The organism is Streptomyces sp. NPDC043996, from assembly GCF_056435225.1.
Window position 1 is genome coordinate 235197 of record NZ_JBWKEY010000008.1, and the last position, 13234, is coordinate 248430.

The 13234-nt window shown below is 75.5% G+C and carries 12 protein-coding genes; 9 read left to right on the top strand and 3 right to left on the bottom strand.

The annotated features are described in order from the left end of the window. Positions 1-164: 164 nt before the first annotated feature. Both AC07A4_RS22440 and AC07A4_RS22445 read left to right on the top strand, forming a co-directional pair. Entirely contained in the window at positions 165-1502 is a 1338-nt protein-coding gene (locus tag AC07A4_RS22440) for a glycosyltransferase family 4 protein (protein WP_478601699.1), read from the top strand. Between the two features lie 190 nt (positions 1503-1692). After that, on the top strand, positions 1693-1965 hold the full coding sequence (locus tag AC07A4_RS22445; RefSeq protein ID WP_478601388.1) for a WhiB family transcriptional regulator: 273 nt from the start codon (positions 1693-1695) through the stop codon (positions 1963-1965). Positions 1966-2149: 184 nt separating this feature from the next. Here the strand turns inward: AC07A4_RS22445 and AC07A4_RS22450 are convergent, their stop codons facing one another. Next, a complete protein-coding gene (locus AC07A4_RS22450; RefSeq protein ID WP_478601390.1) occupies positions 2150-3016 on the bottom strand; it encodes an alpha/beta fold hydrolase in 867 nt (288 codons plus the stop codon). A gap of 59 nt (positions 3017-3075) precedes the next feature. Then, entirely contained in the window at positions 3076-4527 is a 1452-nt protein-coding gene (locus tag AC07A4_RS22455) for a dihydrolipoyl dehydrogenase family protein (RefSeq protein ID WP_478601392.1), read from the bottom strand. Between the two features lie 117 nt (positions 4528-4644). On the opposite strand from AC07A4_RS22455, the gene trxA reads away from it, so the two are divergent. Further along, complete coding sequence (trxA, locus tag AC07A4_RS22460; protein ID WP_478601394.1) at positions 4645-5025, top strand: thioredoxin; 381 nt, start codon at positions 4645-4647, stop codon at positions 5023-5025. Positions 5026-5086: 61 nt separating this feature from the next. On the opposite strand, the gene AC07A4_RS22465 is transcribed toward trxA, so the two are convergent. Further along, a complete protein-coding gene (locus AC07A4_RS22465) occupies positions 5087-6184 on the bottom strand; it encodes a LacI family DNA-binding transcriptional regulator (protein ID WP_478601396.1) in 1098 nt (365 codons plus the stop codon). A 397-nt stretch (positions 6185-6581) separates the two neighbouring features. On the opposite strand from AC07A4_RS22465, the gene AC07A4_RS22470 reads away from it, so the two are divergent. From AC07A4_RS22470 to egtD, 6 genes are all read left to right on the top strand, one after another. Further along, the gene (locus AC07A4_RS22470; RefSeq protein WP_478601398.1) at positions 6582-8003 is read left to right on the top strand and encodes an amidase; all 1422 of its coding nucleotides are present in this window, start codon (positions 6582-6584) and stop codon (positions 8001-8003) included. Between the two features lie 94 nt (positions 8004-8097). Beyond that, positions 8098-8418, top strand: coding sequence for a hypothetical protein (locus tag AC07A4_RS22475; protein WP_478601400.1), 321 nt, complete (start codon positions 8098-8100; stop codon positions 8416-8418). Positions 8419-8688: 270 nt separating this feature from the next. Then, entirely contained in the window at positions 8689-10026 is a 1338-nt protein-coding gene (gene egtA / locus AC07A4_RS22480) for an ergothioneine biosynthesis glutamate--cysteine ligase EgtA (RefSeq protein WP_478601402.1), read from the top strand. Next, positions 10023-11465: an ergothioneine biosynthesis protein EgtB gene (egtB, locus tag AC07A4_RS22485; RefSeq protein ID WP_478601404.1), complete on the top strand. Its 1443-nt coding sequence runs from the start codon at positions 10023-10025 to the stop codon at positions 11463-11465. The genes egtA and egtB overlap by 4 nt, the downstream gene beginning before the upstream one ends. Next, the gene (gene egtC / locus AC07A4_RS22490) at positions 11465-12220 is read left to right on the top strand and encodes an ergothioneine biosynthesis protein EgtC (RefSeq protein ID WP_478601406.1); all 756 of its coding nucleotides are present in this window, start codon (positions 11465-11467) and stop codon (positions 12218-12220) included. Before egtB ends, egtC begins: the two co-directional genes overlap by 1 nt. After that, on the top strand, positions 12217-13179 hold the full coding sequence (gene egtD, locus AC07A4_RS22495; RefSeq protein ID WP_478601408.1) for an L-histidine N(alpha)-methyltransferase: 963 nt from the start codon (positions 12217-12219) through the stop codon (positions 13177-13179). Before egtC ends, egtD begins: the two co-directional genes overlap by 4 nt. The last annotated feature ends 55 nt before the right edge of the window (positions 13180-13234 follow it).

Here is a 13234-nt window from a genome sequence, read left to right on the forward strand (position 1 = left end):
GACGCCGGCCCGCGTTCTTACCGTCCTCTCACCGTGGCCGGAATCCCGGCTTACCCGGGCGCGGGAAGGTGGCTTTCGATTCAGTCGCTGTCTTTTCGCCGCGCGCCCCGACCCGCGCGCGGATCTGTCGAGCACCGCCGAGGGGAAAGCTCCGCATGAAGGCTCTGAAGGTCGTGTTCCTGCTGCACAACGTGTACGGCGTGGGGGGCACCATCCGCACCACCCTCAACCTCGCGTCCGCGTTGTCCGAGCGCCATGACGTCACGATCGTCTCGCTGATGCGCCACCGCGAGTGGCCGCGCTTCGAGGTCGACCCGCGCGTCGCGCTCGTGCCGCTGGTGGACCTGCGGGCCGGGAACCCGGACACCGCGGACCCGCTGTTCGAGCAGCCCGCCGTGGCGTTCCCCTCGGCGGAGCGGCGCCACCACCAGTACTCGCGGCTGCACGACGTGCGCGTGGCGGCGTATCTGCGCGACTGCGACGCGGATGTGATCATCGGGACGCGGCCCGGGATCAACGTCTACCTCGCCCGGTTCGGCCCGCGCCGGGCGCTCAGGATCGGCCAGGAGCACCTGCGCCACGACGCGCACAGCAAGCGCCTGCGCGCCCAACTGGCCCGCCACTACCGCTCCCTGGACGCGCTGGTGACGACGACCGAGGCCGACGCGGCGGTCTACCGCGCGCGGATGCCGCTGCCGGGCGTGCGCGTCCTGAGCGTGCCGAACATGGTGCCCCCGCCGCCGGTCCTGCCCGCCGACGGCACCGCGAAGGTGATCGCCGCGGCCGGACGGCTCGTGCCGGGCAAGCGGTTCGACCTCCTGGTGGCGGCGTTCGCGACGGTCGCCGAGCGGCATCCCGACTGGCGTCTTCGGATCTACGGGGGCGGCGGCCAGAAGGAGGAGCTCGAACGGGTCATCGAGGGCCTGGGGCTGACCGGGCGGGCGGAGTTGATGGGGGTGCGGTCCCCGATCGAGCCGGAGTTCGCCGAGGCGTCCATCGTCGCGTCGGCGTCCGACGCCGAGTCGTTCGGCATGACGCTGGTGGAGGCCATGCGCTGCGGGGTTCCGGTGGTGAGCACCGACTGCCCGCTCGGCCCTGCGGAGATCATCCGCGACGGCCACGACGGCAGACTGGTGCCGCCGGGCGACGAGGCCGCGCTCGCCAAGGCCCTGCTCGAACTGATCGAGGACGCGCCGCTGCGCCGGGCGATGGGCGCCGCCGCCCTGGAGAGCGCCCGCCGCTACGACCCCGAGCCGATCGCCGCCCGGCACGAGCGCCTCTTCGCCGAGCTGCGCTCGGGGCGCCGCCGGGGGGCCTTGCGGCGGCTGCCAGGGCGGGCGCGCGGCTGGCTGCGGCGGGCGGTGCGGCGCTCGCGTTCCGGCGGCGGCGCGGGCGGCGGGGCCACCGTCGCGGCGTCGGTTCCAGGACCGGCGCGGGGCGGGGCCGCGACGGCGGAGCGAGCCGCGCGAAGCGCCGAGACGTCCGCCGCGGCGAGCCGATAGCCCTCTTCCCTCCCGTATGGACGAATTCTCGCCACCGCTAACTAAAGCGGATTAGTTCCCGTTGGGCCCGAGCCGCTTCTCTCCTTCGTCGTCGGAATCGCGGCGGCCTTTATCGGCAGTGCCCGGGTATCCGCCAGACATCTCCGGGCGACACCGTTTGGCGCCCGGGTCCCCGGGAACCCGGGGCCGCATGGAGTCGGTACCCCTGCGACAGGACTGGATCCAGCGGGCCGCGTGTGTGCGTGAGGATCCTGAGCTCTTCTTCCCCGTGGGCACCACGGGTCCGGCCGAACGGGACCAGGAGGAGGCCAAACGGGTCTGCCGCCGCTGCCCGGTGGCGCGTCAGTGCCTCGCGTACGCGCTCTGCTCCGGGCAGACGTCCGGCGTGTGGGGCGCCATGGACGAACACGAACGGGCGGAGCTGCGGGCGGGGCGCCCGCGCCGGAGCGGGCGGCCCGCCTAGGGTCCTTCTGGTGGATCTCCGTGGGTGAAGGAGCGGCGTTCGGTGCGTGCTCTCGGCGTGCCGGGCGGAAGTCCTCGTAGCGGAGCTACTTGGGCTTTCGTCCGGTGCGGCGAGAGTGCGTGCCGGGCGACGCGACGCCACGGAGATCCATCAGAAGGACCCTAGGGCCCGTGCGGCGGGGTGCTCACGCGTCGTCGAGGACCGTGCGCAGCGTGCGGGCGAACGCCTCGGGCTGGCCGGGGTAGCCGAACTCGCCGTCGAGGAAGCCGCCGTGGTGGCTGGGGAACACCGTGGCGGACTGGCCGAGCAGAGCGGCGAGGGCGTCGGCGGTCCGTCCGGTGACCGTGCCCCGGGACTCCTCGCCCACCGCGACCACGATCCGCGTCGGCGCCGCGGTGAGCGCGGCGGTGTCGGGGCGGTAGCCGCTGACCGCCCAGGACAGGTCGGAGAGCAGCGGGTCCGCGCGGGAGCCGTCGTCCTCGGTGGGCAGCCCCATGGCGGCGGGGTCGGCCGGGGGCGCGGCGAAGTAGGCGTCGGTGAACTCGCCCTGCCACGCGGTCAGCGCGAGGAAGGCGGCCATGCCCGCGCCCCAGCCCTTCGCCTCGTAGGCGTCGCGGATGGCGGCGCGGGCGCGCAGGGCGGCGTCGGCGTCGGGGAGCACCGCGAACAGCGGCGGCTCGTGCGCCACCAGGGTGGTCACGTCCTCGGGGTACGCCGTGACCAGGGCCAGCGCCGTCACCGCGCCGCCGCTGCTCGCGAACAGCTCGACCGGGCCCGCGCCGAGCGCCTCGATCAGGGCGTGCACGTCGTCGGCCTGGAGGGCGGGGTCGTGGTCGGTGCGGCCGTCGTCACGGGTGCTGCGGCCGAGGCCGCGCGGGTCGTACGTGACCACGGTGCGGTCGGTGAAGTGCGCGGCCAGGGCGCGGAAGCCGCTGGCGTCCATGGGCTGGCCGATCATCAAAAGCGGCGGCCGCCCGTCGGCGGTCGGCAGCGGGCCGATGACGTCGTAGGTGAGGGCGGCGCCGGGAATCGCGAGAATCTGTGTGTTCATGCCGGGGTAGACCCCCGCCGCGCCCGGAACTCATCGGTGGCGCGGCGGGAATCTCCTCCTCAGCCGCGGTAGGTCTCCAGGAGCCGCAGCCACACCTCGCTGATCGTCGGGTAGGCCGGGACCGCGTGCCACAGCCGGTCGACCGGGACCTCGCCCGCGATGGCGACCGTGGCCGAGTGGATGAGCTCGCCCACGCCGGGGCCGACGAAGGTGACGCCGAGGACGATCTCGCGGTCGAGGTCGACGACCATGCGGGCGCGGCCGCGGTAGCCGTCGGCGTACAGGCCCGCCCCGGCCACGGACGCGAGGTCGTAGTCGACGGCGCGGACGCGGTGGCCCGCCTCCTCGGCGGCGGCGAGGGTCAGGCCCGCCGACGCCGCCTCGGGGTCGGTGAAGACGACCTGCGGGACCGCGTCGTGGTCGGCGGTGGCGCTGTGGGCGCCCCAGCGGTCGGTCTCCAGGAGCGGGACGCCCTGCGCGCGGGCGGCGATCGCGGCGCCCGCGACCCGGGCCTGGTACTTGCCCTGGTGGGTCAACAGCGCCCGGTGGTTCACGTCGCCCACCGCGTACAGCCAGTCGCTTCCGGTCACCCGGCAGCTGTCGTCGACGGGCAGCCAGGCGCCCGCCTCCAGGCCGACCGTGTCCAGGCCGAGGTCGTCGGTGCGCGGGGCGCGGCCGGTGGCGAAGAGCACCTCGTCGGCCTCGACGAGGCCGCCGTCACCGAGTTCGACGGTGACCGTGGCCCCGGTGCGGCGCACCGCCGTCACCGAGGCGCCGACGCGCACGTCCGCGCCCGCCTCGCGCAGCGCGTCGGCGACGAGTTCCCCGGCGAACGGCTCCATCTTGGGCAGCAGCCCTTCGCCGCGCACGAGCAGCGTCACCTGGGAGCCGAGGGCCTGCCAGACGGTGGCCATCTCCACGCCGACCACGCCGCCGCCGACCACGACGAGCCGCCCGGGCACGTGGTCGGCGCTGGTCGCCTCGCGGCTGGTCCACGGCCGCGCGTCGGCGACGCCGGGCAGGTCGGGGACGACGGCGCGGCTGCCGGTGCAGACGGCGACGGCGTGCCGGGCCCGCAGCCGGGTGACGGAGCCGTCGGCGGCGGTGACGGTCACCTCGCGGGTGCCCGCGATGCGGCCGTGGCCGCGGTACAGGTCCACGCCGATCGAGTCCAGCCACCCGACCTGGCCGTCGTCCTTCCAGTGCGAGGCGTAGGCGTCGCGGTGGGCGAGGACCGCGGGGGCGTCGAGGGGTCCTTCGGCCAGCTGGCGCAGGCCGGGCACGCGGCGGGCGTCGGCGCGGGCCACCACGGGGCGCAGCAGGGCCTTGCTCGGCATGCAGGCCCAGTACGAGCACTCGCCGCCGACGAGCTCGCTCTCCACGACCGCCGCGCTCAGCCCCGCCGCGCGCGCCCGGTCGGCGACGTTCTCCCCCACTGGTCCGGCCCCGAGGACCACGACGTCGTATGTGCTGGTGTCCGCTGCGCCGGTGGCGTCCGTGGATTGCGTCATGGGCCCAGTCTGGTACCAGGTGTGCGGCGTGGCCACACGGGTACGCGCGCGGAATACGGCCGTCGCCGCGGCCGTTGTGCACGACGGCTTCGCCCCCATCAGGAAGAGAGACGCATCATGAGCACGACCGTGGAGCTCACGAAGGAAAACTTCGACCAGACGATGACGGAGCACGACTTCGTCCTGATCGACTTCTGGGCGTCCTGGTGCGGTCCGTGCCGCCAGTTCGCGCCGGTCTACGAGAAGGCCGCCGAGGCCAATCCGGACCTGGTCTTCGGCAAGGTCGACACCGAGGCGCAGCCGGAGCTCGCGGCCGCGTTCGGCATCCAGTCGATCCCGACCCTGATGATCGTCCGGGACCGGGTCGCGGTGTTCGCGCAGCCCGGCGCGCTGCCGGAGGCCGCCCTCGAGGACGTCATCGGGCAGGCCCGCAAGCTGGACATGGACGAGGTCCGCAAGTCGGTCGCGGAGCAGCAGAAGAACGAACAGGGGCAGTAGGGCGAAGACCGCGGTCCGCCGGGTCCGCCTGGATCTGGGGTGAGGGCTGGGCCCGGGGCGCTCAGCTGGACTCGCGGTGCACGACGCTCGCGCCGAGCACGTCGTGGACCTCCGGCCGCGCCCCGGGCTCGCGCACCACGCGGTCGACGAGCTCGGCGAGGCCGCGGCCCGAGAGAAGTTCGATGCTGACGCTGCTCAGGCGCGGGCGGAGCAGCCGGGCGAGCATGAGGTCGTCGGCGCCGACGACGGCGGTGTCGTCGGGGACGCGTATGCCCTCGTCCTGGAGGGCGCGCATGAGGAGCATCGCGTACTCGTCGTTGTACGCGAAGACGGCGTCGAGGCCGAGGCCGCGCCAGCGGCCCGCGAGCCGGGCGGCGGACTCCTCCCCGTAGCCGAGGGGCAGCTCGGTGACGCGGCCCTCGGGGGCGCCGCGCACGGTGGTGCGGACCCCGTCGAGGCGCGGCCGTGAGAAGGGTTCGAGGCCGGGTTCCTCGGGGACGACGACGCCGATGCGGCGACGGCCGCGGGTCAGCAGGTGCTCGGCGGCGCTGCGCCCGACCAGGCGCTGGTCCATCAGGAGCGCGTGCGCGCCCTCGGCGCGCTGCGGGCCGAGCGTGAACACGGCCTTGGCGCCGGAGCGCTTGAGGACGGCCACGCCGCGGGCGCCGAGCGCCGTCGCGTCCGGCGCGAGGACGGCGACCGGGCGCAGCTCGGCCCAGGCACGGGCGGCCTCCTCGCCGGTCAGGCCGAGGCTGCCGTACTGCACGACGGTGTAGTCGAACCGGCTGAGCGCCCACTGCAGTTCGCTGAAGAACCGGCTGAAGAGGGGGCCCACGGGAATCTGGGGCGTGGGCATCAGGACCATGCGGGTGTGGCCCGCGCGCAGGCTGCGGGCGGCGGCGTGCGGAACGTACCCGAGCTCCTTGGCGGCTTCGAGGACGCGGCGGCGCGTGGGCTCGCTGATGCGCACGGCGCTGGTGTTGTTCAGGACGTAGCTGACGGTCGCGCGGGAGACGCCCGCGAGGCGTGCGACGTCCGCGCTGGTCGGAACGGAGTGCGGCACGGGGTGCGCGGCGCCCCGCGTGAGGGGATCGGTCGACGGGTCCGGCGGTCCTGACGCCGCGCCCGACGCGGGCTGCTGCTGCGGTATCTGCACCATGACAGGGCAATCCTTCCAGACGGTCCCGGGGCGCACCCAGGCGGGCGCGGGGGCGCTGCCGGGCAGGCGACGGGGCACGGCCGCGCACGCCGCCGGGGCCGGTAGCGCGGCGGCTCACACGCGCCGCCTTACGCGCACACGCGTCCCGGCCGAGGGGGCACACGCCGCGCGCGTGGGCCCCCGCCGCGGCACGCCGCGCACGCGGCTGAGGGGGTCAACTGGGCCGCTGCGATTCCGCGTTGGCCCGTCGGAAGCTACCGTGCGGTAAGGCGCAGCGCCGAACGGCAGCGGCCCCCGCCTGCCCCGCCCTCACCCGCACCACCGCCACCGCCACCGCCACCGCCACCGCCACCGCCACCGCCACCGCCACCGCCACCCGAACGAAGGTGCCCCCCACATGACCGCTGAACGTTCCGCGGGCCTCGCGGAGACCGCGCGTGCCCTCGCCGCGGGCGAGGTGTCCGCGCGGGAGCTGACCGAGCGCGCGCTCGCCCGGATCTCGGCCACGCAGCCCGTGCTCAACGCGTTCCGCGTGGTGCGCGCCGAGGCCGCGCTCGCCGAGGCGGACGCCGCCGACGCGCGCCTGGCGGCGGGGGCGCGCGCCCCGCTGCTCGGGGTGCCGATCGCGGTGAAGGACGACACGGACGTGGCGGGCGAGCCGACGGCGTTCGGCTGCCCCGGCGCCTTCCCGCCCAAGGCCGCGGACGCGGAGGCGGTGCGCAGGCTGCGCGCGGCCGGTGCCGTGATCGTCGGCAAGACCAACACGTGCGAGCTCGGGCAGTGGCCGTTCACGGAGGGGCCCGCGTTCGGCGACACCCGCAACCCGTGGAACACCGGCCGCACACCGGGCGGTTCGTCGGGCGGCTCTGCCGCCGCGGTGGCCGCCGGGCTCGTGCCCGCGGCGCTCGGCTCGGACGGCGCGGGCTCGGTGCGCATCCCGGCGGCGTGGACGCATCTGGTCGGGATCAAGCCGCAGCGCGGGCGCATCTCGACCTGGCCGTGGCCGGAGGCGTTCAACGGCATCACCGTCAACGGCCCGCTCGCCCGCACGGTGGCCGACGCGGCGCTGCTCCTGGACGCGGCGAGCGGCAACCACGCCGACGACCCGCACCGTCCTTCGCCGGTGCGCGCCGCGCAGGCCGCGACGCGCGCCCCGGGACGGCTGCGCGTGGCCCTCTCGCTGCGGATGCCGTTCACGGCCACGCCCAAGCGGCTGCACCCGCTGGTGCGCGGGGCGGTGGTGGGCCTCGCCGAGCGGCTGGCCGCGCTCGGGCACGAGGTGGCGGAGGCCGACCCGCGCTACGGCCAGATCGGGCTCGCCTTCGTGCCCCGGGCGACGGCGGGGGTCGCCGACTGGGTGCGGCAGGTGCCCGACCCCTCGCTGCTCGACCCGCGCACGAGGGACGCCGCGCGCCTCGGGCGGCTCCTGAGCGGCGCGCCGCTCAGGCTCTCACGCCGGGCCGAGGCGACCCTGCACCGCCGCGTCGGCGCCGTCTTCGACACCTACGACGTGGTCCTCGCGCCCACCACGGCGACGCCGCCGCCGCGCGTGGGCACGCTCGCGCGGCTCAGCGGGTGGCGCACCGACCAGGCGATGATCGCGGCGTGCCCGTACGCGTGGCCGTGGAACGTGCTCGGCTGGCCGGGGGTGAACGTGCCCGCGGGCCGGGTCGCGGGCGGGCTCCCCGTCGGGGCGCAGCTGCTCGGCCCCGCGGGCAGCGAGCCGCTGCTGCTCTCGCTCGCGGCGCAGCTGGAGGACGACCTGCGCTGGCACGAGCAGTGGCCCGAGCCACTGCCGGAGGCGCGCGCGACGCCGTGAGCGCGGGGCCCGCGACACCGCGAGCGCGGGCGCCGGGCCCGGGGCGGGGGAAATTGCGGTGCGGGCCGCCGTGGGGCCGTCTACGGTCGGGCGGGTGCAGCTCTACGAGATCCACATTCACGGGTTCGCCGACACCCAGGCGGCGCTCGCGCTCCAGGAGCCCCTGGCCCGGCTGCTGTGTCCGGTCGAGGACCACACGGGCCCCTGTGAGGTGCCCTGGGGCTTCACGCTGGGCGAGAACGGCTCGCTGGTGCTCGGGATCTTCGCGACGGAGACGAAGGCCGCGGAGGTGCGCGACCGCGTCCGGGCCCGGGTGGGCGCCGCGCACCCGACGGTCCTGGGCGCGGCCCGCGGCCACGACTTCGACGACCTGGCGGAGCAGTACCAGTACGAGAACCCCGGCACGGACGGCTGACCGCGCGCCCCAGAGCGCCCGGTCACCGCGGGCGGGTGGGTCAGGCGGGCCGAATCAGCCATCCCGTGCGTGCAGCGCACGCGCGTGGTGTATTGGAAGGAATCCCCCGTGCGGTGCGGGGATCGACGGCGGGACGCGGCCGTCGTTCACCGCGACGGCATTTCCCGGCCACCCGGGGCCGTCTTGTGCGAAATAGCTTCAAGGTCTTGGGTGTTACGAGCGCTGTCCGGGTACGCCACCCGGACCGCCCGGGACAGGAGGACCCCCGACATGCCAGAAGGAGACTGTACGCGCCGTCGCGCGCGCGGTGGCGATGCCGTCACCGAGGCCGAGGTCGAGGCCCTGGTGCGCGGCATCTGCTTCAAGAACGGGCCGCCCACGGCCCTCGGCGTCGAGTTGGAATGGCTCGTCCACGACCGGCGCTCCGAGCGCCTTCCCCTCACGTCCGCCCGCGTCGACGCCGCCCGCGCGGCGCTGCGGACCCGGCCCCTCACCTCGGCGGTCACCGTCGAACCCGGCGGTCAGCTGGAGCTCAGCTCGCTGCCCGCCGCCTCGCTCATGGAGTGCGTGTCCGCCGTATCGGCCGATCTGGCCGTCGTCCGCGAGGCGCTCCGCCCCCTGGATCTGACCCTCACCGGCCTGGGCGCCGACCCGTGGCGCGCCCCGACGCGGGTGCTGCGCGAGCCGCGCTACGTGGCGATGGAGTCCTGGTTCGACCGGGGCGGCGGCGCGGGCCGCCGCATGATGTGCTCCACGGCGTCGGTGCAGATCTGTGTGGACGCCGGGTACGAGGAGCCGGGGCCGCTGGGCTTCGCGCGGCGCTGGCGGCTCGCGCATCTGCTCGGGCCCGTGCTGGTCGCCGCGTTCGCCAACTCGCCCGTCCAGGACGGCCGTTCCACCGGCTGGCGCTCGACCCGGCAGGCCGTGTGGGCGGGCATCGACCCCGGCAGGTCGGGCGCTCCCGCGCTCGACGAGGAGCCGCGGGCGGCCTGGGCGCGGCACGCCCTGGACGCGCCGGTGATGTGTGTGCGTACGCCCGAGAACAACGGAACCGCCGGGGCCGCGGACGGCGTGCCGTGGCTGGTGCCCCAGGGCCTGACGTTCCGGTCCTGGGTGCGCTCCGGCCTGCCACGGCCGCCCACCCGCGGTGACCTCGACTACCACCTCACCACGCTGTTCCCGCCGGTCAGACCGCGCGGGCACCTGGAGCTGCGCATGGTCGACGCGCAGCCCGGCGACGACGGCTGGGTGGTGCCGCTCGCGGTGACCAGCGCGCTGTTCGACGACGCGCAGGCCGCCGAGACGGCCTATCGCGCCGTGAAGCCGCTGGCCGAGCGGGCGGGGGCGACACCGGCGCCGCACAGTCCGCTGTGGCTGGACGCGGCCCGCCAAGGGCTCGCCGACCCCGAGCTGCGGGACGCGGCGGCCGCCTGCTTCGCCGCGGCCCTGGAGGCGCTGCCGAGGGTGGGCGCCGCGCCCGCTGTGGTGTCGGCGGTCGCCGCGCACGCCGACCGGTACGTGGCCCGGGGCCGCTGCCCCGCCGACGACCTGCTCGACGAACTGACCGCACACGGGGCGCTCTCCCCGGGGAAGGACGTACACCCATGACCGGTTCCCCGCACGGGGCCGCGCACCGCTCCCCCGCCGGCCCCGCCGCCGCCCCCGACCTCGCGGACCCGGACGTCCTGCGGGCGCGGGCGCTGGCCGCGCTCGGCGCGGCGCGCGAGCGGACGGGGCTGCTCACCGGGTGCGTCGAGGACGGCGAACTGACCGCGCAGCACTCGCCGCTGATGTCTCCGCTGGTGTGGGACCTCGCCCACATCGGCAACCAGGAGGAGCAGTGGCTGCTGCGGGTGGTCGGCGGCCGCGAGGCGCTTCGGCCCGAGATCGACTCGCTGTACGACGCGTTCGAGCACCCGCGCGCCGCCCGCCCCTCGCTGCCGCTGCTCGCGCCGGACGAGGCCCGCCGGTACGCCGCCGAGGTGCGGGGGCGGGCGCTCGAGGTCCTGCACAGCGCGCCGTTCACCGAGGGCGGCCCGTTCGCGGGCGGCCCCGACGGCACCGAAGGCGCCGTAGACGCGGGGCGGCTCACCGACGCGGGCTTCGCCTTCGGGATGATCGCCCAGCACGAACAGCAGCACGACGAAACCATGCTGATCACCCATCAGCTACGGGCGGGCGCCCCGGCGCTCACCGCGCCCGACCCGGAGCCCGTCGCCCCCTTCGAAGGACCGGCCGAAGTCCTCGTACCCGGCGGCACGTTCACCATGGGCACCTCCACCGAGCCGTGGGCGCTCGACAACGAGCGCCCCGCGCACCGGCGCCTGGTCGCACCGTTCTTCCTCGACACCACGCCGGTGACGAACGCCGCCTACCAGCGCTTCATCGACGGCGGCGGCTATGACGAGCCGCGCTGGTGGCACGAGCGGGGCTGGCGGATGGTCCGCGAGCACGAGCTGAGCGCGCCGCTGTTCTGGCGGCGCGAGGGCGGCGAGTGGCTCCGGCGGCGCTTCGGCCGGATCGAGCCGGTGCCCGCCGACGAGCCGGTGCTGCACGTCAGCTGGTACGAGGCGGACGCGTACGCGCGCTGGGCCGGACGGCGGCTGCCCACGGAGGCGGAGTGGGAGAAGGCCGCGCGCCACCACCCCGGCGAGGACCGCTCGACGCGCTACCCGTGGGGGGACGAGGACCCCGCGCCCGGGCACGCGAACCTGGGGCAGCGCCATCTGCGCCCGGCGCCCGCGGGCAGCTATCCGCGGGGCGCGTCGCCGCTCGGGGTGCGCCAGCTGATCGGCGACGTGTGGGAGTGGACGGCGAGCGACTTCCTGCCGTACCCGGGCTTCGTCGCCTTCCCCTACCGCGAGTACTCGGAGGTGTTCTTCGGCGGCGACTACAAGGTCCTGCGCGGCGGCGCGTTCTCCGTGGACGCCGTCGCGTGCCGGGGCACGTTCCGCAACTGGGACCACCCGGTGCGGCGGCAGATCTTCTCCGGCTTCCGCACGGCCCGCGACGCCACGGCCGCCGAGCTCGCCGCGGAGCTCGTCTGATGTGCCGTCATCTCGCCTATACGGGCGACCCCGAGTCCCTGGGCGCGCTCCTGGTGGCGCCCGCGCACGGCCTGTTCCGGCAGTCGTGGGCGCCGCGGCACCAGCGGCACGGCACGGTCAACGCCGACGGCTTCGGCGTGGGCTGGTACGCGCAAGGGGACCCGGTGCCCGCGCGCTACCGCCGCTCCGGGCCGATCTGGGGCGACCAGTCGTTCGCGGACCTCGCCCGCGTGGTGCGTTCGCACGCGGTGCTCGCCGCGGTGCGCGACGCGACCGTGGCGAGCGCGGACGGCGAGGCCGCGGCCGCGCCGTTCGCCGAGGACCGCTGGCTGTTCAGCCACAACGGCGCCGTGACCGGCTGGCCCGACGCCCTTGTGCCGATCGCCGCGGACCTGCCGCCCGCCGATCTGCTCGCCCTTGAGGCGCGCTGCGACTCCGCCCTCGTGTGGCGGCTCGTGCTGAACCGGCTGCGGAGCGGGGCGCCCACGCCGCGGGCGCTCGCGGACACCGTCGGCGCGGTCGCGGCCGCGGCGCCGGGCTCGCGCCTCAACCTGCTGCTCACGGACGGCGACACGATCGCCGCGACCGCCTGGGGCGACAGCCTCTGGTACCTCAACGACCCCGGCCGCCACACCGTCGTGGCCTCGGAGCCGTACGACGACGACCCGCGCTGGCACGAGGTCCCCGACCGCACGCTGGTGTCCGCGTCGCCCAAGGAAGTCCTTCTCACCCCGCTCAAGGAGCCACCCGCGTGAGCCCGTTCCTGCTGACCCGCACCCTGCCCGAGGACGCCACCGGCGCCGCGCTGCGCGCCGACGTCCTGCACGGCCTCACCCAGTCGCCCAAGACGCTCCCGCCCAAGTGGTTCTACGACGCCCGCGGCAGCGTCCTGTTCGACGAGATCACCACGCTGCCCGAGTACTACCCGACGCGCGCCGAGCGCGAGATCCTTCTCGCCCGGTCGGCGTCGATCGCCGCGGCCACCGGCGCGCGCACCCTCGTGGAGCTCGGCTCCGGCTCCTCGGAGAAGACCCGGCACCTCATCGACGCGCTGGCCCACCTGGACACGTACGTGCCCGTCGACGTCAGCGAGTCGGCGCTCACCGGAGCCGCGAACACGCTGCTCGCCGAGCGGCCCGGCCTGCGGGTGCACGCGCTGATCGCCGACTTCACCCGGAGCCTGGCGCTGCCGGACGCGCCGGGGCCGCGCCTGGTGGCGTTCCTCGGCGGCACGATCGGCAACCTGCTGCCCGCCGAACGCGCCGCGTTCCTCGCCTCGGTACGGGGTCTGCTCTCGCCCGGTGACGCGCTGCTGCTCGGCACGGACCTGGTCAAGGACGAGTCGGTGCTCGTATCGGCGTACGACGACGGGGCGGGTGTGACCGCAGCGTTCAACAAGAACGTCCTGCACGTCGTCAACCGCGAGCTCGGCGCGGACTTCGACCCCGAGGCGTTCAGCCACGTCGCGGTCTGGGACCGCGAGCGGGAGTGGATCGAGATGCGGCTGCGGTCCCGGCTCTCGCAGACGGTGAAGATCCCCGCCCTTGACCTCGCGGTCGACTTCGAGCGGGGCGAGGACCTGCGCACGGAGGTCTCCGCGAAGTTCCGCGAGGCGGGCGTGCGGTCCGAACTGGCCGCCGCGGGCCTGGAGCTGACCCACTGGTGGACGGACGAGCGCGGCCGGTTCGCGCTGTCCCTGAGCACGGCCGCCTGAGCACGACCTGAGGACGGGTCCCGGCGGACGACTCCTTCACGGGGGGCGTCCGCCG